This window comes from Rhodococcus sp. NS-SX18 (assembly GCF_057367935.1).
In genome coordinates this window covers 5376912-5398745 of the sequence record NZ_CM170633.1, presented here as the reverse complement: position 1 = coordinate 5398745, position 21834 = coordinate 5376912, and the positions used below count along the sequence as shown (strand labels likewise).

The window sequence follows — 21834 nt, the reverse complement described above, 5'->3', positions numbered from 1 at the left end:
CGGCGTCCGCGCTCCTACAGTTCGAGGAAACCGACGGAGGGAGAAGGACATGACCGCAGTCGAACTCGTACGGGGTGGCCCCGGGCTCGAGCAGGCTCGTCGCATCGTGACGGACATCCCGGGACCCCGGTCGCGGGAGCTGGCGCAGCGCCGCGCCGACGCGCTGCCGGCGGGCCTGACGAGTGGCGCCGAGATCTACGCGGCAGCCGGGGGCGGGGGTGTGCTCGTCGACGTGGACGGGAACTCCTTCATCGACCTCGGCTCCGGGATCGCCGTCACCACCGTCGGCAACTCCGCGCCGCGGGTCGTCGAACGCGCCACCGCGCAGCTGCAGCAGTTCACCCACACCTGCTTCCTCGCCACCCCCTACGAGCCGTACATCGAGGTCGCCGAAGCCCTCAACCGCCTGACCCCGGGCACGCACGCCAAGCGCACGGCCCTGTTCAACACCGGCAGCGAGGCCGTCGAGAACGCCGTGAAGTACGCCCGCGCAGCGACCGGCCGGTCCGCCGTGGTCACGTTCGACCACGCCTTCCACGGCCGCACGCTGATGACGATGACCATGACGGCGAAGAACCAGCCCTACAAGCACTCCTTCGGTCCGTTCGCCCCGGAGGTCTACCGCGCGCCGATGGCCTACCCCTACCGGTGGCCGAGCGGGCCCGACCGCGCCGCGGACGAGGCGTTCGAGCAATTCCGGCTGCTCGTCGACGCCCAGATCGGCGCGGACCAGGTGGCGTGCGTCGTCGTCGAACCCATCCAGGGCGAGGGCGGGTTCATCGTTCCCGCCGACGGATTCCTGCGGCGCATCGCCGACTTCTGCCGGGACCGCGGCATCCTCGTCGTCGCCGACGAGGTCCAGACCGGAATCGCCCGCACCGGAGCCTGGTTCGCGTGCGAGCACGAGGGCCTCGTGCCGGATCTGATCGTCACGGCGAAGGGACTCGCCGGCGGATTCCCGCTCGCGGCCGTCACCGGCCGGGCCGAGATCATGGACCGCGCCCATCCGGGCGGCATCGGCGGCACCTACAGCGGCAACCCCGCCGCATGTGCCGCGGCGCTCGGCGTCTTCGAGACGATCGAGGCCGAGCACCTGCTCGACCGCGCTCAGGAGATCGGCGCGCTGATGCTGCGGGAACTGCGCGAGATCGGCACCCGCCACCCCGTCGTCGGCGAGGTCCGGGGCCGCGGTGCCATGGTCGCCGTCGAGCTCGTCGAGCCCGGTACGACCACCCCCAACCGCGAGGCCGTCGCGGAGATCGCCCGGTACTGCCAGGCCCACGGCGTCCTCACCCTGACCGCCGGCACCTTCGGGAACGTGCTCCGGTTCCTGCCGCCGCTGTCGATCTCCGATGCGCTGCTCACCGAGGCGTTCTCGGTGCTGCGCGACGCGTTCGCCGCCCTCTGACCACCCCCGCTCTTCTACCTCCGAGGACCAGCACATGACCACCACCGCACCCGCACGCACGACCGGCCCCCTGCGGCCGCTCGAACTCCTCGGCGCCGACACCCTGCTCGACGCCGACGAACGCGACATCGCCGCCACCGTCCGGCGCTTCGTCGAGACCCGGCTCACCCCCGAGGTCGGCAACTGGTTCGAATCCGCCACGCTGCCCAAGGAACTGGCGAAGGAGTTCGGTGCCCTCGGCGTCCTCGGCATGCATCTGGACGGATACGGGTGTGCCGGCACCAACGCCGTCAGCTACGGCCTGGCCTGCCTGGAACTCGAGGCCGGCGACAGCGGATTCCGCAGCTTCGTCTCGGTGCAGGGCTCGCTGTCGATGTTCTCGATCCACCGCTACGGATCCGACGAGCAGAAGGAGCACTGGCTGCCCCGGCTCGCCTCCGGCGACGCCATCGGGTGCTTCGGGCTGACGGAACCCGACTTCGGTTCCAACCCCGGGGGAATGCGCACCCGCGCCCGCCGGGACGGGTCGGACTGGATCCTCACCGGCACCAAGATGTGGATCACCAACGGCAATCTCGCGGACGTCGCCACGGTGTGGGCGCAGACCGACGAGGGCGTGCGCGGATTCGTCGTGCCCACCGACACCCCCGGCTTCACCGCCAACCCGATCCACCGGAAGCTGTCGCTGCGGGCCTCGGTGACCTCCGAGCTGGTGCTCGACAACGTGCGCCTGCCGGCGTCGGCCGAGCTGCCGCTCGCCCGCGGACTCGGCGCTCCCCTGTCCTGCCTCAACGAGGCCCGGTTCGGGATCGTGTTCGGCGCGCTCGGCGCCGCCCGCAACAGCCTCGAGACCGCGTTGGACTACGCCGCCTCCCGCGAGGTCTTCGATCGTCCGCTCGCCTCCTACCAGCTCACCCAGGAGAAGCTGGCCGACATGACGCTCGAGCTCGGCAAGGGATTCCTGCTCGCGCTGCACCTCGGCCGCCTCAAGGACGAATCCGGGGTCACTCCCGAGCAGATCAGCCTCGGCAAGCTCAACAACGTCCGCGAGGCCCTGGCCATCGCCCGCGAATGCCGGACCATCCTCGGCGCCAGCGGAATCACCCTCGAGTACTCGCCGCTGCGGCACGCCAACAACCTCGAATCGGTGCTGACCTACGAGGGCACCAGCGAGATGCACCTGCTCTCGATCGGTCGCGCGCTGACCGGTCACGCCGCATTCCGCTGATCCGCACCGTCGACGCGTCGAAGGGACACGCCATGACGACACCCGTTCTGCTGCAACACTACATCGACGGTGAGTGGTTCGACGGCGGGGCCGAGACCCTGACCAGCATCAGCCCCGCCGAACCGGACGTCACCGTCGCCCACGGCCGCGCGGCCACCGGCGACGATGTCGACCGGGCCGTCGCCGCCGCGCGCGCCGCGGCCCGGCACTGGGCGAAGACCCCGGCGCACGAACGCGGTGCCGTCCTGGCCCGGGCGGCCGCCGTCGTCGAATCGTCCGCCTCGCAGTGGGGCGCGGAACTCGCCCGCGAGGAGGGCAAGACGCGCGGCGAGGGCGTGGCCGAGGTGCTCCGCGCCGCCCAGATCCTGCGCTTCTACGGGGGCGAGGGCGACCGGGAGGCCGGTGAGGTGTTCGCCTCCCCGCGGCGCGGGGAACAGATCCTGGTCGCGCGCAAGCCCGTCGGCGTGGTCGGTGTCATCACCCCCTTCAACTTCCCCATCGCCATACCCGCCTGGAAGATCGCCCCGGCACTGACCTACGGCAACACCGTGGTGTGGAAGCCGGCGGGCACCGTGCCGCTGCTGGCGATGCGGCTCGCGCAGGCCCTCGCCGACGCGGGCCTGCCGCCCGGGGTGCTCAACCTCGTCGTCGGCGGCCGGGCGGTCGGTGCCGGCATCGCCGGTCATCCGGGGATCGACGCGCTGACCTTCACCGGTTCGACGGCGGTCGGCCGCAGCCTCGCGGCGGCCGGGGCGGCGCGGGGCGTGCCGGTGCAGGCGGAGATGGGCGGCAAGAACGCGGCCGTCGTGCTCGGTGACGCGGACCTCGATCTCGCCGCCGAGCAGGTGCTGCTCGGCGCGTTCCGGTCGTCGGGACAGAAGTGCACGGCGACCTCGCGGCTGATCGTCACCGACGACGTCGCCGACGAGTTCGTCGGTGAACTCGTCGCCCGGATCGGGAAGTGGACCGTCGGCAACCCCCTGGACGAGCAGGTCCACATGGGTCCGGTGGTCGACGCTGCGGCGCGGACGTCGATCCAGGCAGGTGTCGACGAGGCGGTCCGGCAGGGTGCCCGGGTGCTGTTCGGCGGGCGACCGTACGAGGACGGTGAACTCGCGGCCGGGTTCTACGTGCCGCCCACCGTGCTCGAGCTGCCCGGCACCGGGCTCGACGTGTGGCGGGAGGAGTTGTTCGGACCCGTCCTGGCCGTGTGCCGCGCGACGGACGCCGAGGCGGCGTTCGCGCTCGCCGACGACAGCGACTACGGCTTGTCGGCGGCGGTGTTCACCCAGGACCTCACCCGCGCGCTCGGGGCGCTCGAGGACCTGGACGTGGGCATCCTGCACATCAACTCCGAATCCGCCGGCGCCGATCCGCACGTCCCGTTCGGCGGCGCGAAGAAGAGCGGATACGGGCCCAAGGAACAGGGCCGCGCCGCACGGGAGTTCTTCACCCACACCACGACCGTCTACCTCCGCGGCGGGAGGCCGATCGCATGAGCCAGGGCGCACTCGACGGCATCGTCGTCGCCGATTTCACCCGGGTCCTCGCCGGCCCCTACGCGACGATGATGCTCGCGGACATGGGCGCCGAGGTCGTCAAGATCGAACGCCCCGGCACCGGCGACGACACCCGGGCATGGGGACCCCCCTACGACGATGCCGGCACGGCCACGTACTTCAACTCGGTCAACCGCAACAAGACCTCCGTGGTCCTCGACCTCGCGTCGGAGCAGGGCCGGGCCGAGGCCCGGCGGCTCGTCGCGCGCGCGGACATCGTGGTCGAGAACTTCCGCGCGGGCACCATGGAGCGTCTCGGCCTCGGCTACGACGACCTGCTCGACGTCAACCCGGGATTGATCTACTGCTCCGTCACCGGATTCGGAAGCGGAGACGGAGCGGCCCTGCCGGGCTACGACCTGCTCGTGCAGGCCGTCGGTGGGCTTATGAGCATCACCGGACCCGAGGCCGGCACGCCCACGAAGGTGGGCGTCGCGGTCGTCGACGTGCTCACGGGCCTGCACGCCCTCGCCGGGATCCTCGCTGCGCTGCACCACCGCGAGCGCACCGGCGAGGGGCAGCGCGTCGAGACGAACCTCCTTGCCGCGCTGCTGTCCTCGCTCGTCAATCAGGGCTCGGCGTACCTCGGTGCCGGGGTGGTGCCGGGCATCATCGGAAACCGGCACCCCAGCATCGCCCCGTACGAGGTGTTCCCGACCAAGGACCGGCCGCTGGCGCTGGCGGTGGGCAACGACAAGCAGTTCGCCCGGCTCGCCGAGACGATCGGTGCGCCGGAGTTGGCCACCGACCCGCGGTTCTGCAGCAACCCGCTGCGTGTCGCGCATCGCGAGGAACTGAGCGAGGAGATCACCTCGATCCTTACTACGGCCGGCGCCGACCACTGGTACGACGAACTCTCCCGCGTGGGTGTTCCGGCCGGGCCCATCAACGATGTCGCCGAGGCCTTCGAGTTCGCCCGGCGTCTCGGTCTCGACGCCGTGGTGTCGGTGCCCGGAAGTGCCACGCCGCAGGTCGGAAACCCGTTGACCTTCTCCAGGACTCCGGTCCGGTACCGGTCGGCTCCGCCACCCCTGGGTGGGGCCGCGGACTGACCACAGAGGCCTGGAGGAGTGCCCGTCCCGTCGCGTCCGGCCGCGGCGGGACGGGCGTCGCACGGCGTCAGCGCGTGACCCCGGTGGCGGAGTATCCACTGTCTCCCGGCGTCGCTGTGGCATCCGGGCAGCCCTCGGAGCCCATGCCGGCCAACTCTGGACCGGACCACATGATCGGCATCGGCAGGGCGAATCGGCGACGGGACAGGGCGGCGGCGATCACCGCGCCCGCCTTGCCGTCGCCGTGACCGGCAGGTAGGGGTCACGCGATCCCCGTGCACGCGATCGAGACGAATGTACTGATCGCAACCGTCCGGCCGAATTCGCTTGTCGCGCTCATTCGCATACGTCCTACGGAGCGCCTCACGGTCGATGCTCGTCGTCATCAGGGGAGCTTTCGCAGTCGTAATTCCTCGTCGGCTGGCTCATGACGCACAGCGCTGCGCGGTCACGGCTTCCCGACGATCGAGATCAGGAAGTCGCGGTTTCTGCGGTGCCGCCTCGTCACCCCAGGGCGCCCCGAAGGGGTCCCTCGCAGGCTTGCCCGACGGACATCGACCCTCGTTCGGTCGGGACGAGAGGACCTTTGGCTCTGTCCGCACGACCGGACAAGGCCCACAGTCGGCCTACGGACCGAAGGACATCCGGTCACAGCAGGACCGAACGGGAAGGACCCTGTCATGAAGGTGCTGACCATCTACGCACACCACGACCCACACTCGTTCTGCCACGGCGTGCTCGATCGGTTCACCGCGGGCCTCCAGGGAGCCGGGCACACCAGTGAGGTCATCGACCTGTACGCAATCAAGTTCGACCCCGTATTCAGAGACCGGGACGTAGCCAGCTACACCAGCCCCGACATCCCTGCCGACATCCTCGAGCAGATGGATCTACGCAGCCGCGTGCTGGACTCCTGCCGATGGCCTGGGCAGCGGTGGCTGGCCCAGCGGGCACTCAGGGGCAAGTCACCGGCCGAGATCGCCGCGTTGATCCGCAGCCGCATGCCCAAAGACGTCCTCGCGCAGCAGGCCAAGGTCGCCGCCGCCGACGCCCTGGCCTTCATCGCACCGATTCACTACTGCAACTTCCCCTCGATACTCAAAGGCTGGATCGACCGGGTCTGGACGCTGGACTTTGCCTTCGGTCTCACCTCCGAGGGCTGGCACGGCGACGTCAACGGTCGGATCCCGCTGCTCGAGCACAGACGGGTACTCATCATGACCTCCACGATCTTCGACAAGGACTCCTACGACACCGGAGTCCGGGACGCCATCGGCAAGGTCCTCGACGAGTGGGGCTTCCGGTTCCCCGGCATCCAGGACGTCGAACACGTGTACTTCTACGCCGCCACAGCGGCGACGCCCGAAAAGGTGCAACAGTACCTTCGGCAGGCCTACGACCTCGGTCGCAGTTTCGACCGACCCCAGCCACCACCCGAGAGCCACGCTGCCGCCGCTCCCTCGGTCACACCATGACCGAGCGCCCGTCGACCAGTCGAAGCTGACGGCGTCGGGCTTCCAATTTGTTGTCTCGACGGCTCACACCGCCCACCGCTCGACCGTGTCCTGAGCACCGCCCACGACATGTACCGCGAAGTAACCGTCATGTCCGCCCGGCCGAGATCGCCGTACCGGTGCCCACGGTGATCGCCGAAGACAGCGCCGCACCCGCGCCATCGCCGCCGGCAGGATCACCACCCTCGCCAATCGGCATCGTATCGACTACACGGCGGTAGGACTCTACAACCGACTCGCCGCCCTATCGGCCTTTCCGGTCCTCGCCGACGCCTCCACCGGACTCGGCTTCCTCCCCCATGTAGGAAGTGCAACCGTGTCCGTGCGCGCCGAGATGGCTCGACTGTGCGCAGAAAATGCGATCGCCATGGCCCGTGGTGACCTCCCACCGCACGTGGTCAATCCCGAAGCATGGACGCGGTGAGCGCTCTTCCTGCTTACCGACAACCTCGAAGGCACCCACGAAGGAAGAAGTCCCCGGTGGGGGGTCTGATCGCCCCCGACAAGTTCAAAGGAAGTCTGTCCGCCTCGCACGCCTCCGGGTCTGGCCACCGACAACCACCTCGCTCGATAGTTCCGCGCCACCATCGACGTCCGCACCGAGTTGCGCTGCCCACTCGGATCGGGCAGCCTTCGACGCCACGCAGAGCTGAGCCGGCGATTCTGCCGACTCGGTCTCGACGCCGTGGTGTCCGTGCCCGGAAGTGCCACGCCGCAGGTCGGAAACCCGTTGACCTCCTCCAGGACTCCAGTCCGGTACCGGTCGGCTCCACCACCCCTGGGTGGAGCCGCGGACTGACCGGAGCTGCCCGGAGGAGTGCCCGTCCCGTCGCGTCCGGCCGCGGCGGGACGGGCGTCGCACGGCGGCGGGACCGTCGGATCAAGGATGCGCGACGACGCGATCCTCGGGTGCGGGAACAGGGGGTCGTCGGATCCCGAAGGACTCGAAGCCGACGACGTACAGAAGCGTCACCAACGCGAACAGGTCCATGAACCCGAGGGCGTTGCCGTGCAGGCCGTCGGCGACAGCTGGCTCGTGCAGCACGATCTCGGCGACCACGTAGTAGTAGAGGACGAACGTGATCACGGCGAGAGCGAACGTGATCGCCACGCGGGACACCAGATTCGCCACGGCCCCGGCCTCCGTCGGCTTGTTTCCGAAAGCGTTGGCCCACAGAATCATCCATGCCACCCAGCACACGCCCAGCTGGGCCGGGAACTGATCGATCGGGAAGCCCGGATCGGCGGCCGTGCCGGCGCCGACGAGCACCGTGCACACGGCGCGCAGTGCCGCGAACAACATGGTGCCGAGCGCGATGTTGCCGATCGTCGAGACCAGCGCGATCCGCATGCGGCTCCCGGCCAGCCGCCACGGCCAGTTCTCCAGGGTCTGCCCGGTGAGCACGATCGCGACGATGATCGAGTAGTACCAGCCGAGCAGTGTGTCGACGTCGAACAGCGCCGCCCCCTCCCGGACGGTGTCCGAGACCGCGGGTACACCCAGTACGAAATAGAGCAGGGCGGTCGGGACGAGGAGGGTGACGACCTCGCAGGCACCGACCCACGGCTGTTTCAGACCCAGATCGGTCCACGGCCAGTGCCCCCAGTTGAGCACCACCAGAACCCACGTGGAGAAACCGAACAGGACGAACAGCGCACCCGTGAAGTAGCCCAGGCCGTCGGGACGGTCGGCCGCGAAGTCGGGATACAGGTGGCCGATCCCGCTCGCGAGGACATAGGTGACGACGACGGCGAAAACCGAGGTGGCGCCGAGGAACACCAGTCCACGCCACGGCTGCCATAGCCGATCGAATCCCCAGAACTCGAGGTTGAATCCGGCCCACACGACGAACAGGAGAGCCCAGAACAGGAAGGCATTGAACGGTAGCGGATACAGATCGAACGGACTGAACTGCGGGTCGGCGAGCAGATACCACGCCGCGACGGAAGCGGTGACGACTACGGCGGTGTTGACGACACCGAATCCGAGCCACCCCGGGGACGTGCCGGCGTGCGAGCGTTCGGACATGGGGATACCGGAACCTTCTGTGATGCCCTCGAATCGAGGGGTGAGGGGGACGTCGGCCGAGGAGATCGGTGAGGGGCGTGGTGGCCGCACTCGGCTGCCGGATCACAGACCCTGTCCTCGACGGTTCTTCGTCAGCTCCGGCGGCGCAGTTCGGGACCCGCCGCGGGAGCGTGGGGCGTCGGAGTGTCCTTCCCGTGAGGATGCGACTCGTAAGAATGTGACTCGGAGCACACTCGAAACGATCGCGCGTCACAACCGTTGCGCCACGTTGCATCCCCGTTCGGATCTCCCCCACAACCGTCCGGCATCTCCCGCGCTTCGATGGCCGGCCACGACTCCACCTGGGTGTGGATCGGGTCGAGAGCGCAGTTCTCACGCCTGGTCGACGAGGCCGAACGCACCCACGAGCGGTTCGAGATCACCCGAAACGGGCACCGGGCCGCAGTGCTGCTCGGTGCCGACGACTACGACGCGCTGCGCGAGACCATTGCCGTGCTGGCCGAGAGGTCCCTGCTTGCCGACCACCTCACGGGAATGGCCGAGATCGAGGCCGGGGACAGCCTCGACGCCGCATCCCTCGCCGAGCTCATGTCGGCGGACAAGCCCGACGACGAGTGAGGGCCCCCGGCGAGCTCTACACCCTGATCGTGGCCCGTACCGCTGCCCGTGCGCTCGAGCGGACCCTGCCCGAGAAGGTCGCCGCCGCGGTGTACGAGTTCATCACCGGACCCCTCCTCGAGAACCCGCGCCGGGTCGGCAAGGAACTCGCGCCACCGTTGGCGTCGGCCTACTCCGCCCGCCGCGGGTCCTACCGGGTGCTGTACCTGATCGACGACAGCACCCGCCAGGTCCGAGTCACCGCGATCTCCTATCACGCCGACGCGTACCGCACCTGACTCTTCCCGGGCGCAACCTGGGGGCGAGGCGCTGTGACCGGATGCAGGTACCTATCCGCCACGACCGTTGAGCATTTCGCGTGCCTTGACGGCCAGCCACCACTCCACCCGGGTGTGGATCGAGTCGAGGTCGCGCCCGGTGAGTTCGGCGATGCGGGCGAGCCGGTTACGCAGGGTGTGCCGGTGGATGCCGAGCGCGACGGCGGTGCTCTCGGCCTGGCCGTTGTGCTCGAGGTACGCGGCAAGGGTCTCGACCAATCGTCCGCTCGCCCCGTTCTTCTCGTCGTAGGCATCGAGCGCTTCGAGTCCGGTGCGGGCGATGGCCTGCAGCGCATCCGGATCCTGCATGCCCAGCAAGACGGAGAAGGTGCCCAGTTCGGCGAACACCACCGGTGCCCCGCCCCCGTCCCGCACCGCGCGGGCAGCCGAGAGCGCTTGACGGACACTGGTGTTCGCGTCCGTCACGGCGCACGGACCGCCCAGCCCGCAGCGGACCGGGCGGCCGAGCTGCGCGCGGACGCGGTCCTGGACCCGGGCCGCGATCTCGCGTGCCCGGTCGGCCGGCAGGACCACCGTGACATCCGCACCGACCGAGGCCGTCAGGTGGGGGATCCCCTCGGCGGCGAGGGCTGCGCCGACCTGCCGTTCCGCCGGCAGCAGCGGACCGACCTCGGTCAGCACGGCGACCGCGACGGTGTCGGCCGGCTCGAATCCGAAGTACCGGAGCAGGCCGGCGTCCATGCGTTCGGGTGCGTCGAAGAGCGTCCGGGTGACGACGGCCCGCAGCCGCTGCTCCGCGCTCTGCACCTTCGCGGGCTTGCCGAGTTCGATGGAGATCAGCGACACGGCGTGCGCGAGGAGCAGGCGGTCGGCCGGCGGGAGGGGTTCCGCGGTGCCGACGGCGAGGTATCCGTAGAGGTCCTGGGCGGCCGCGATGCTCTGCACGGTGTAGTGGCCGCCGTCGTCGGCCAGCACCTTGCTCAGCTGCCGCCGCCGCGGCGACCGGGACGCCGACTCCGACACCGCGCGGGCGTGCCGGATCGCCCGGCTCGTGTCCGAGCCGTACTCCGCGAGCACGCGATCATCGGGGTCGACGACGGCGACGACGCCGGCGAGTGCCTGGCCGAGCGCGGTCACCACCGCGGGCACGCCCCCGCGCAGCGTGGCCCGGGCCAGCCGCTCCTGCTGATCGACGACCCGCTGCACCGCGCGAACCTGATCGGCGGTCAGTTCGTCGATGACCGCCCGGGTGATGGCGATGAACGGCGTCGAGGCGGGCACGGCGAGTACCGGGAACCCGAGCGCGTCACCCGCGGCGCGAAGACCGTCGGGCACGCGGTCGAACCGGGTGCCGGTGTCGAACGCCAAAGCCACGCATCCGGCCCCGACCAGGCCCTGGAGGTACGCGAACTGCGCGTCGGCGTCGGCACCGATCTCCAGGCCGGTGGTCATGACGAGCTCTCCGCCCGAGAGCCACGGGGTGGGGTCGGGAAGCTCGATCGGATGGGCCCACTCGATGACACGGTCGGCGCCGTCGCGACCCGCCACGAGGGTGAGCCCGAGTTCCGGCAGCGTCGTGAGCCGACGCACGGTGATGGCCATGAGGACGATCCTTCCCCGCACCGGGCGGCTATGAGGTGGGGCGTTCGGCGAGTACTTCGAGGGCCAAATGGAGGTCGGTGACGTCGCGCGGGGAACGCAGGGACCGGCCCAGCAGGTCCTCGACGCGTTTCACCCGGTGCCGCACGGTGTTCGGATGCAGGTTCAGCTCCCGTGCCGTGCGCCCCACGTCCAGGTCCCGGGCCAGGTGCAGCACGAGGAAGTCGACGAGGTCGTCGTGACCGTCGAGCAGGGGGCCCAGCACCGCGGTGGCACGCCCGAGGGCCTGCTCCGGGTCGCGGCCCGCCAGCAGCCAGTCGGCGAGGCTCACGTCCTCGAAGCGCTGTGCGGTTCTGCCGAGCCGCTCGGCGGACCGTCGCGCCCAGCGCGCCTCCCGCAGTTTGCCGGGCCCGCGCGCGGGATCGGTGAACGGCTCGCTCGAGCCGCACGTCAATCCCTGCGGGAGGTTGTGGGACCACGACTCGAAGGCCTCGGCCCGCGCCGGGACCACTCCGACCAGGCCGTCGTCGCCGCGGGCGAGCAGCAGGGTCAGCCCGATGTCGCGGGCCAGACCGGACACGTCCGACTCGACGGCGTCGAGCAGGGAGTTCGCCCGGAACACCCATCGGCGGTTGTCGTAGTCGGGGGCGGCGGACAGGACCAGCATCCGCATGTCGGGTTCGGGGCCGAATCGGAGCATCTCGAGCTGATCCAGGACGGTGTCGGTGTCGGATGGATCGCCCGACGCCAGTGCCCGCACCAGTGCGGCGTGCCGCGCACGGTTCTCGACGGTGGCGCGCTGGCGGGTGCGTTCGATCGTGTTGAGCAGCCGCAGCGACACCTCGACCGCGGGTGCGGTGAGCGGGTCGGCGAGTTCGTTGCTCTTGGACGCGAGGGCCAGCCAGTAGTGCTGGTCGCCCGGCGAGATCGAGTGCGCGCTCACCGACCAGCGGCCCACCCGGAACAGCAGCCGCCCGTCCCGGCCGCGCAACTGATTGCGGATCAGGTGCACGGGCGCGCCGCCGGCCGAGGCCACGACGTCGCCGACCTCGTTGTAGAGAACCACGCTGCTGCGGAGCAGTCCGGTGAGACGGGCCACGAGGTCGGCCTCGGGGGACTCGGCGGTCATCGCCTCGAGCAGGTGGTTCTGCATCTGCAGCGTACGTCGCAGCAGCATCGAGTCCTGCGCCTGTACTGCCGCGTTGACGCGTCCGACCACTTCCATGAACGGCAGTTCCGGCGGGATCGCCACCACGGCGAACCGATGGCGTTCGGCCTCGTCGAGCAGGGACCGGGGGATGTCGCCGGTGATCACTCCCACGCCGTACCCGAGTGCGGTGATGCCGGCCCCGACGAGTTCGCGGATCAGCTCGCGGCAGGCCTGTTGCGGGTGCTCGAGGGCGGGAAAGCGCGAGCCGGTGGTGAGCATCATCGATCCCGGCCGCAACCATCGGGTCGGGTTCTCGATCTCGATCGGGTGCGCCCCGGTGATTCCCACATTGGGGTCGGCGTCGGTCACCAGCCGGAGCCCGAGGTCGGGTTCGAGCAGCAGGTCGACGAGCCGGAAACGGTCCGGAAGCATGCCCGACATCATTCTCTCTTCACTGTGAGAATCTCCAATGGTTCGGGGAACTCGATTCACTTTCTCCAATTGATGGGTTGCCGACCAGGTCGAATACTGAGTCCACCCGATTCAGGAGTATGACGATGATCACATCTCGCAACCCCCACCTGCGCGTCGCCGTGGACGTCGGCGGCACCTTCACGGACGTGTGCATCTTCGACGAGAGCGCATCGACCACCCGCATCGCGAAGGTCCCCTCGACCCCCGACGATCCCATGCGTGCCGTCATCGACGGTGTGCGCACCGCGGGTATCGACCTGGCCGAGGTGACTCTGTTCTCCCACGGCACCACCGTCGCGACCAACGCGCTCATCACCCGCAACTTCCCGCCCGCGGCCCTGGTCACCACCCGGGGGTTCCGCGACGTGCTCGAGATCCGCGACGGCACCAAGGACGAGCTGTGGGACACGTATGTCGACGTCGGCACCCCCTACATCCGCCGCCGTGACCGGTACGAGGTCACCGAGCGCATCGACTACGCCGGCGAGGTCGTCACCCCCCTCGACGAGGCGGAGGTCCGCGAGATCGCCCGGATCCTGCGCCGCAAGAACATCAAGACCGTGGCGGTGTGCCTGATCAACAGCTACGTCAACAGCGCTCACGAGGAGCGCGTACGGGCCCTGCTCGAGGCCGAGCTGCCCGACGTCACCGTGTCGACCTCGAGCGAGATCCTTCCCGAGATCTTCGAGTACGACCGCGCCTCCACCACCGTGGCCAACGCCGTGCTCGCACCGCTGGTCAGTGGATACGTCAACCGGCTCGAAGCGCAGTTGCGCACCGACGGGTACGACGGCGACCTGCTCCTGCTCCATTCCGGCGGCGGTTCCATGACCCCCGCGATGGTGGAGAAGTACCCCGTCCGCCTCGCCGCCTCGGGCATCGCCGCCGGCGCGATCGCCGTGGCCGACATCGCGACCCGCTGCGGATACCCCAACGCGATCGGCCTGGACATGGGCGGCACCAGCACCGACATCTCGCTCGTCTACGACGGCGAGGTCCGCACCACCAAGCAGTGGCAGGTCGAGTACGGCTTCCCGATCTCCTTCCCCAGCATCGAGGTGCTCACGATCGGTGCGGGCGGCGGATCGCTGGCCTGGCTCGACGAGGCGGGCTCGCTGCGCAACGGGCCGCAGTCCGCGGGTGCCTCCCCTGGGCCGGCCTGCTACCTGCGCGGCGGCACCGAGCCGACCAACACCGACGCCAATGTGCTGCTCGGTCGCCTGGGCACCGCCCTCATCGGCGGTGGACTCACCCTGGACGTGGCGGCCGCGGAGAACGCGATCAAGCAGAGCGTGGCCGGACCCCTCGGCCTCGACGCCGACACCGCGGCGAGCAACATCATCCAGGTGGCCAACGCCAACATGGCGGATGCGGTGCGGCTGTTGTCGATTCGCCGGGGCTACGATCCGCGTGACTTCGTCCTCGTCGTCTGCGGCGGCGCGGGCGCCCTGCACGGCGCGGCCCTCGCGAAGGAGCTGTCCATTCCCACCGTCGTGGTGCCGCCCCACCCGGGCATCACCTCGGCGCAGGGGTGCCTGCTCGTCGACATCCGGCACGACCTGTCGGCGATGTTCCAGGGCCGGGTCGACGAGATCGACACGACCGCACTCGAACGCGAGTTCTTACGCCTCGAGCAGGAGGGCACACAGCGTCTTCGGCACGAGGGGGTCGCACCCGATCGGATGGTGCTCGACCGTCACATCAGCATGCGCTACGCGGGACAGTGGCGGTCGCTCACCGTCACCGCCGGCAGCGGTCCCGGCTTCCTCGCGGAGGCGGTCGAACGATTCCACGAGGAGCACGAGCGGGACTACTCGTTCCGGCGCGACGACACGCCCGTGGAGATCTACCAGATCGGCCTGCGCGCGGTGGGCACCACACCGAAGCCGAACTTCCCGCGCACCTCCGAACCCACCACGGCGGAGCCGGTGCCCGTGGAACGGCGCAGCGTCTACTTCGACGAGGCGCACGGACGGCTCGACACACCCGTCTTCGACCGCGACACCCTGGAGTTCGGTACGCGCATCCCCGGCCCTGCCGTGATCACCCAGCTCGACTCCACCACCGTCGTCCCCCCGGGGACCACCGCCACCATCGACGAGTGGGCGAACATCCGCATCGACATCCAGGAGTCCTGATGACCACCACCTCCCCCACCCTCGATCCGGTCACGTTCGAGGTCCTCAAGAACGCGTTCGCCACGTCCGTCGACCTGATGTCCGAGCAGATCCTGCGCACCTGCTACTCGTTCGTCATCTACTCGCGGGACTTCTCCTCCGCGCTCTGCGACGCCGAGGGCAACACCGTGATGCAGGGCAGCCAGGACATCGCCGTCCACGTCGGCACCCTCCACTTCCAGTGCAAGGCCGTGCTGGAGGAATTCGGCTCCGACATCAACCCCGGCGACATCTTCATGGTCAACGACCCCTACCGGGGCGGCACCCACCTCAACGACGTCAGCTTCATCCGGCCCATCTTCGCGGACGGGGTCCTCATCGCCTTCGCGCAGAACAAGGGACACTGGGCCGACATCGGCGGCAGCGTCCCCGGCTCGTTCGACGTGACCGCCACCGAACATTTCGGTGAGGGCCTGCGGATCACCCCGGTGCGGGTGTGGCACGAGGGCCGCTTCCTCGCCGACGTCGCGAAACTGCTCGTCGCGAACACCCGGTCGCCGGAGATCAGCATGGGCGACTTGCATGCCCAGGCCGAGGCGACGGGCGTGTGTGAACGCGAAATCCACCGGCTGGTGGACAAATACGGTCGCGGCACCGTCACCGATGCGATGCGCGAGGTCCAGGACTACGTCGAGCGCATCGTGCGCAGCCGGGTCGCCGACCTGCCGGACGGCACCTGGACCACCGAGGACTACCTCGACTCCGATCCGGCGCGTCCCGAGGGCCTCGTCCCGATCCGCGTCACCATGACGATCGAGGGCGACCAGCTCAGCTACGACCTGACCGGCAGCGCACCCGCCGTCGCCAGCTTCCTCAACAGCGGCTACGGCACCGCCTTCTCCGGAATCGTGGCGGGCACCAAGTCCTTCTTCCCCGACGTGCCGCTGAACTCGGGCCTGTACAACGCGATTCACACCGACCTCGGGCCGGAAGGCACCGTCGTCAACGCCGGCTGGCCGCACGCGGTGACCGGGTTCTGCTCCGGCCCCTACGAGAAGATCATGAACGCGATCTTCGAACTGTGGTCGAAGGTCGTGCCCTCCCGGGCCATCGCCTGCTCGTTCAACCTCGAGTACCTGCTCGTCGGTGGGCGCGACGCCCGCACCGAGGAGCGGCCGTTCTTCATGTGGTACGACTGGATGGCCGGCGGCTGGGGAGGCCGCAGCTCGAAGGACGGATCGAGCGCCACCGCACCGGTGTTCGGCATCGGCCTGGCCGTGCAGCCCTGCGAAGGACAGGAACGCCTCACCCCCGTGCTCACCACCGAGCACGCCATCATCACCGATTCCGGTGGGCCCGGCGAATACCGTGGTGGGTGCGGCCTGTCCAAGGGTGGCGTCCTCACCGACAGTGACAACAGCGTGATGTCGTACTGCTGTGACCGTTCCCGCTCGGTCACCTGGGGCATCGAAGGTGGTCTGCCGTCCATCCCGCACGGCGTCTGGCTCAACCGCGGCACCCCCGAGGAGCGTTTCCTCGGATCGGTGTTCTCCAATGTTCCTGTCCAATCAGGTGATTCGTTCGATCGGCCGTCCGCGGGCGGTGGGGGCTACGGGGATCCGCTGCAGCGGGACCCGGAGGCCGTCCTCGAGGACGTGATCGACGGCTACGTCTCCGTCGAGCGCGCCGCCCTGGACTACGGCGTGGTGATCGTCCCCGTCGACCCGGAGATCGACCGCTACGAGCTGGACGTGGACGCGACGGACCGGATGCGGACCGAGATCCGGTCGGCACGCCGGGACTGGCTCGACGAGGACCCCGAATCCGTCGCGGCCCGCTACCGCACCGGTGAGCTGTCCATGCTCGACCTCGTGCGCCGTTACGGCGTGATCGTCGACTGGGGCACCGGCGAGCTGCTGCCCACCACCACCGCCCAGTTCCGCGACCTGCTGCAGACCCGTTCCGTCGCGCACTGGTCCTGAGACCTGAGGCGGGGCAGCAATCCCGCTGCCCCGCCTCGGTTTCCGCTCTCCCCTCCCCGAAGACTCCCCCTGCCGAACCTCCCGTGCCGCGGGCGGTCGTGCGCCCCTGCGCCGGTTCGGATTCCCTCCCCTCGAGAGGCGACCCCATGTCCGATCACCTCACCGACTCCGCCCCCGAATCCTCCGCGGAACACGAACGCGTGCCCGAATCCGGCCGGCTGTCCCGATGGTCGTTGACGATGGCCTGGTGGGCCATGTTCAGCGCCATGTTCTGGCTCTACGTCGCGGTCGCCTCGGCCGGCGCGGTCGGGGTGCCGGCGACCCTCGTCGGTATGGCCGCCTCCGTCGCCACCTTCGGCGTCGTCAATCTGCTGCTCTCCCGCTATGCGATCCACACCGGCCTGTCCGTCGAGCTGCTGTCGCGGCGCATGTTCGGTGCCGTCGGCTCACTGCTCGCCCCGGCCCTGTTCGCCGCCACCGCGCTCTACTACGGGGTCTTCGAAGGATCCATCGTCGCCGTGGCCCTGCAGGAGTACTTCGGCGGCGACATCAGGCTGTGGTACCTGCTGTGCACGGTGTACATGATCCCCGTGGTGATCGGCGGCGTGGCCGCATGGCTCGACAAGCTCAACGGGATCCTGCTGCCGTTCTACCTCGTCGGCATGGTCGCCGTGGTGGTGGCCGCGACCGTGCAACAGGGCTACCCCACCGGGTGGCTCACCGCCACGGTGGCGTCGGGTCCGCTTCCGGGCTGGCTCACCGCCTACCTCGTCTACATGGGTGTCTGGGTGCTGATGATGTACACCTTCGACTACGCGCGGCTCGGTCGCCGCGCCGACGCCGGCTTCCACGGCACCGTCACCTTCGGCTGGGTGTTCTACGCGCTGACCTTCGGCGTCAACGGACTCGTCGGGCTCTACCTCCTCGGCGCCTGGGACATCGCCGGCACCGAGACCGGCGTGGTCGAGGCGGTCGTCGGCTCCCTCGGCTTCGCCGGCGTGCTGCTGATCATCGTGTCCCAGACCCGCATCAACTCGGCCAACTTCTACCTCGCCTCCACCAACCTGCAGGTGTTCGTCCACCGGGCCCTGCGCCTCGACGTGCCCCGGGCGGTGTGGGTGGTGGTCACCGCCGTGCTCGCCTACCTGCTCATGCTCACCGACGTGCTGGGATACCTGCTGCAGGCCCTCGCCTGGCAGGGTGTGCTCATCACCGCGTGGGTGGCGATCGCGGTGGTCTACGTGCTGCGCGATCGGCGTCGCGTCATGCCCCGCACCGCGTCCGGCGGCGCACTGGCGTGGCTGATCTCCTCCGTCGCGGGCATCGTGCTCACCGTGCAGGAGGTCAGCGCGACGTGGGCGCAGCTCGCCCCGGTGGTGACGGTGCTGCTGGCCGCGGGCAGCTACATGCTGCTCACACCGACGGATCGTGCGCCCTCGGAACCCGAGTCGTCGCAGAAGCCCGAGCCGTCGCAGAAGCCCGAGGCGTCGCAGAAGCCCGAGGTGTCGCAGGAACCCGAGGCGGCGCCGGACGAGGCACAACCGGTCTGAATCCGGCCGACAATCGCCCCGGCGGCCAATGTGACCCACAGACGTGTACATCGCGGACATGTCGTGGGTCACATTGTGGTCTTAGTGTTCTCCCATCCGAGCGACAGCGCCGCCGGGACGCCGGAACCGGCACCCCACGGCGCCGCACACCAGGTCTCGAAGGGAGTGCCGTGCACACCGATTCACCGGCCGACAGGTCCGACACCCTGGGTCATGCGCTGAAGAGGCGCCATCTCACCATGCTGTCCATGGGCGGGGTGATCGGCGCGGGGTTCTTCGTGGGCATCAGCGCGATCATCGGCCAAGCCGGCCCCGGAGCCATCCTCACCTGCCTGATCTGCGGGCTCATCGTCTTCCTCGTCATGCGGATGCTCGGGGAGATGGCCGTCGCCAAACCCTGCACCGGCTCGTTCACCGAGTACGCCCGCGACGCCATGGGCAACTGGGCGGGCTTCGCCACCGGCTGGCTGTTCTGGTACTTCTGGGTGGTCGTCGTCGGAATCGAGGCCGTGGTCGGGGCCACCCTGCTCGGCCGCTGGCTCCCCGGTGTTCCGCTGTGGCTGATGGCGGCCGGTCTACTGTTGATCATGACCGTGGTGAACCTGTTGTCGGTCGGCAACTTCGGTGAGGCCGAGTACTGGTTCGCCGGAATCAAGGTCGCGGTGATCATCGCGTTCCTCGTCCTGGCCGGTCTCTACGTGCTGGGCGTCTGGCCGGGGGCCGACCTGTCGTTCGGCAACCTGACCGCCCACGGCGGCTTCCTGCCGAACGGCTTCACCCCCGTCCTGGTCGGGGTGGTCGCCGTCATCTTCTCGATGACCGGCGCCGAGCTGGTCACGATCGCCGCGGCCGAGTCGAAGGAGCCGGCCGCGGCGATCCGCCGCGCCACCAGCACCGTCGTGTTCCGGATCCTCGCGTTCTTCGTCGGTGCGACGTTCCTGCTCGTCACCATGCAGCCGTGGGACAGCTATGTCGTCGGCGAATCCCCCTTCGTCTCCGCCCTCGACCTGCTGGGCATCCCCGGAGCGGCCGAGATCCTCAACTTCGTCGTCCTCGTCGCCGTGCTCTCGTGCCTGAACTCCGGGCTCTACACCGCATCGCGGATGCTGTTCGTGCTCGGCGCGCATCGTGACGCCCCGGCCTGGATGACGGCGGTCAACTCCAAGGGCGTTCCGCTCAAGGGCGTGCTCTCGTGCACGTTCGTCGGATACGTGTGCATCGTCGCCGCGTACGTCTGGCCCGACACCATCTTCCTGTACCTGGTCACGTCGTCCGGTGCGATCTGCCTGTTCGTGTACATCATGATCTGCCTGTCGGAACTGGTGCTGCGCCGCCGCTGGGAGCGCACGTCGCCGGAGATCCTGCAGTTCCGGGTGTGGCTCTACCCGGCCCTGCCCGTCGTCGTGACGGCCGGCATCGTCGCGATCCTCGTCGGCATGTGGTTCACCGGCGCCCGTGCCGAACTGGTGCAGTCGCTGATCGCGCTCGCCGTCATCCTCGCCGCGTACCACCTCAAGACCCGGTATCTGCGCCGGCGCGGCGGTGCACGCACCACTCCGCCCGAGGAGGTGGCACTGGCCCGGGCGATGCACGTCGAGGCGGCACCGCAACCTGCCTCCTCGGGCGATCCGGCCCACTGACGATCCGCTCCGCGCCGCCGGCTGCCTTCCGCAGCCGGCGGCGCGGTGTTGTGCTCGGAGGACAACACCCGGCCGGAACTCGAGCCCGCGAGGCCGTAGCCGGGACGTGATCCCCGTCACTACCGTCGTAGTCAGCCGAAAAGGAGAGGACCGACGGTAGTGACGATCGAATATCTGGTGTGGCACCACGAATCGGACCGGCCCTGCGTGCGGGACGACAACCGGCAGCTCACCTACGCCGAATTCGCCCGCAGAGTAGACGGTTTCGCGTCACAGCTCCAGCAACACGGCATCGCGGCCGGTGACGTCGTCGCGGTGATGCTGCCCAACCGGGCCGAACTGCTCGTCGCCCTCATGGCGGCGTGGCGGCTGCGCGCGACGGCCACCCCCGTCAATCCGGCGTTCACCGCGAGCGAGGCCGGATACCAGATCGCCGACGCCGGAGCCGCACTCGTCGTGAACGCCGGTCCCGGCGCCCCGTCGGGCGGCCGCCCGGTGATCCACGTGGACGACATGGCCGTCGCCGCTCCCGCCGGATGGGCGGCCGGCGCCGACCCGGAACCCGACGACACCGCCCTGCTGATCTACACCTCCGGCTCCACGGGCCGCCCGAAGGGCGTGCAGCTCACCCACGCGAACCTGCAGTTCATGGCGGACTCCTTCCGCACGCACCTGCGGCTGACCGAGACCGACCACTGCCTGCTGATCCTGCCGCTGTTCCACGTCAACGCGATCGCGGTCAGCTTCCTCGCACCCCTGCTGGCCGGGGCGCAGCTCAGCATCACCGGCAGGTTCTCCCCGGATCGCTTCTTCCACGACGTGGCCCGGCTCCGACCGACCTACTTCTCGGCCGTGCCCACCATCTACGCCCTGCTGGTCTCCCAGCCGCAGGACACCCCGGTGGACACCTCGTCGCTGCGCTTCGCGATCTGCGGCGCGGCCCCGATCTCGAAGGAACTCCTCGACCGCGTCGAGCAGCGCTTCGGGCTCGTCGTCGTCGAGGGCTACGGGCTCACCGAGGGTACCTGTGCGTCGGCGTGCAACCCCGTCGACGGCCCCCGCAAACTCGGCACGGTCGGTCCCGCGCTGCCCGGTCAGCAGATCGCCGTCGCCGGACCCGACGGCCGACACCTGCCGCCCGGCGTCGCCGGCGAAGTGATCATCAAGGGCCCCAACGTGATGCGCGGCTACCTCGGCCGGCCCGAGGAGACGGCCCGCACCGTCGTCGACGGCTGGTTGCACACCGGCGACGTCGGCCGCCTCGACGAGGACGGCTACCTCATCCTCGTCGACCGCATCAAGGACATGATCATCCGCGGCGGGGAGAACCTGTACCCCAAGGAGATCGAGAACGCGCTCGCCACCCACCCCGCGGTCCTCGAGTCCGCCGTGATCGGCGCGCCGCACGAGGTGTACGGCGAGGTCCCCGTCGCGTACGTCGTGGCCTGCCCCGGCCGGGCCGTCACCGGGACCGAACTGCTCACCCACGTCGCCGAACGGCTGACGAGGGTCAAGGTGCCCACTGAGGTACACGTCGTCGACTCCCTGCCGCGCAACCCCGTCGGCAAGATCGACAAGCCCGGCCTGCGGCGCAGCCACGCTCCCGTGCACGCCTGATCGCTCCCGAAGACACCAC

15 protein-coding genes and 1 pseudogene are annotated in these 21834 nt (G+C 69.5%); 13 read left to right on the top strand and 3 right to left on the bottom strand.

Translation table 11 applies throughout. From position 1 onward, the window contains the following. Positions 1-49: 49 nt before the first annotated feature. The 6 genes and pseudogenes from gabT to AC2IPW_RS24820 form a co-directional block, all read left to right on the top strand. Positions 50-1408 carry a 4-aminobutyrate--2-oxoglutarate transaminase gene (gene gabT, locus AC2IPW_RS24845; protein WP_003934994.1) on the top strand — a complete coding sequence of 453 codons (1359 nt, stop codon included), beginning with the start codon at positions 50-52 and terminating at the stop codon, positions 1406-1408. Positions 1409-1442: 34 nt separating this feature from the next. Continuing rightward, the gene (locus AC2IPW_RS24840) at positions 1443-2636 is read left to right on the top strand and encodes an acyl-CoA dehydrogenase family protein (RefSeq protein WP_289378503.1); all 1194 of its coding nucleotides are present in this window, start codon (positions 1443-1445) and stop codon (positions 2634-2636) included. 32 nt (positions 2637-2668) lie between these two features. Then, positions 2669-4135, top strand: coding sequence for an aldehyde dehydrogenase family protein (locus AC2IPW_RS24835; RefSeq protein WP_486375936.1), 1467 nt, complete (start codon positions 2669-2671; stop codon positions 4133-4135). Next, positions 4132-5247 (top strand): CaiB/BaiF CoA transferase family protein, encoded by a 1116-nt coding sequence (locus AC2IPW_RS24830; protein WP_486375935.1) that lies wholly within the window; start codon positions 4132-4134, stop codon positions 5245-5247. The genes AC2IPW_RS24835 and AC2IPW_RS24830 overlap by 4 nt, the downstream gene beginning before the upstream one ends. A gap of 680 nt (positions 5248-5927) precedes the next feature. Beyond that, positions 5928-6722, top strand: a complete 795-nt coding sequence (locus AC2IPW_RS24825; RefSeq protein ID WP_486375934.1) for an NAD(P)H-dependent oxidoreductase — start codon at positions 5928-5930, stop codon at positions 6720-6722. Positions 6723-7017: 295 nt separating this feature from the next. Next, a pseudogene (locus tag AC2IPW_RS24820) lies at positions 7018-7185 on the top strand (D-glycerate dehydrogenase); the annotation flags it as partial. Positions 7186-7641: 456 nt separating this feature from the next. Here AC2IPW_RS24820 and AC2IPW_RS24815 read toward each other — a convergent pair. Then, positions 7642-8790, bottom strand: coding sequence for a hypothetical protein (locus AC2IPW_RS24815; RefSeq protein WP_486375933.1), 1149 nt, complete (start codon positions 8788-8790; stop codon positions 7642-7644). Positions 8791-9111: 321 nt separating this feature from the next. Here AC2IPW_RS24815 and AC2IPW_RS24810 point away from each other — a divergent pair, with 321 nt between their 5' ends. Both AC2IPW_RS24810 and AC2IPW_RS24805 read left to right on the top strand, forming a co-directional pair. Continuing rightward, positions 9112-9408: a type II toxin-antitoxin system Phd/YefM family antitoxin gene (locus AC2IPW_RS24810; RefSeq protein ID WP_486375932.1), complete on the top strand. Its 297-nt coding sequence runs from the start codon at positions 9112-9114 to the stop codon at positions 9406-9408. Between the two features lie 29 nt (positions 9409-9437). Continuing rightward, the gene (locus AC2IPW_RS24805; RefSeq protein ID WP_486375931.1) at positions 9438-9686 is read left to right on the top strand and encodes a type II toxin-antitoxin system RelE family toxin; all 249 of its coding nucleotides are present in this window, start codon (positions 9438-9440) and stop codon (positions 9684-9686) included. A gap of 51 nt (positions 9687-9737) precedes the next feature. Here AC2IPW_RS24805 and AC2IPW_RS24800 read toward each other — a convergent pair whose 3' ends face one another. Continuing rightward, positions 9738-11288 carry a PucR family transcriptional regulator gene (locus AC2IPW_RS24800; protein WP_486375930.1) on the bottom strand — a complete coding sequence of 517 codons (1551 nt, stop codon included), beginning with the start codon at positions 11286-11288 and terminating at the stop codon, positions 9738-9740. A 28-nt stretch (positions 11289-11316) separates the two neighbouring features. Continuing rightward, positions 11317-12876, bottom strand: a complete 1560-nt coding sequence (locus AC2IPW_RS24795) for a PucR family transcriptional regulator (protein WP_486377065.1) — start codon at positions 12874-12876, stop codon at positions 11317-11319. Between the two features lie 110 nt (positions 12877-12986). Here AC2IPW_RS24795 and AC2IPW_RS24790 point away from each other — a divergent pair, with 110 nt between their 5' ends. The 5 genes from AC2IPW_RS24790 to AC2IPW_RS24770 all read left to right on the top strand — a co-directional run bounded on the left by AC2IPW_RS24790 (position 12987) and on the right by AC2IPW_RS24770 (position 21815). Next, complete coding sequence (locus tag AC2IPW_RS24790) at positions 12987-15047, top strand: hydantoinase/oxoprolinase family protein (protein WP_486375929.1); 2061 nt, start codon at positions 12987-12989, stop codon at positions 15045-15047. Next, on the top strand, positions 15047-17008 hold the full coding sequence (locus AC2IPW_RS24785) for a hydantoinase B/oxoprolinase family protein (RefSeq protein ID WP_486375928.1): 1962 nt from the start codon (positions 15047-15049) through the stop codon (positions 17006-17008). Before AC2IPW_RS24790 ends, AC2IPW_RS24785 begins: the two co-directional genes overlap by 1 nt. Positions 17009-17154: 146 nt before the next feature. Continuing rightward, complete coding sequence (locus AC2IPW_RS24780; RefSeq protein ID WP_486375927.1) at positions 17155-18558, top strand: purine-cytosine permease family protein; 1404 nt, start codon at positions 17155-17157, stop codon at positions 18556-18558. A 170-nt stretch (positions 18559-18728) separates the two neighbouring features. After that, positions 18729-20198 (top strand): amino acid permease, encoded by a 1470-nt coding sequence (locus AC2IPW_RS24775; RefSeq protein WP_416062241.1) that lies wholly within the window; start codon positions 18729-18731, stop codon positions 20196-20198. A gap of 159 nt (positions 20199-20357) precedes the next feature. Beyond that, complete coding sequence (locus tag AC2IPW_RS24770) at positions 20358-21815, top strand: class I adenylate-forming enzyme family protein (protein WP_486375926.1); 1458 nt, start codon at positions 20358-20360, stop codon at positions 21813-21815. Positions 21816-21834 lie beyond the last annotated feature (19 nt).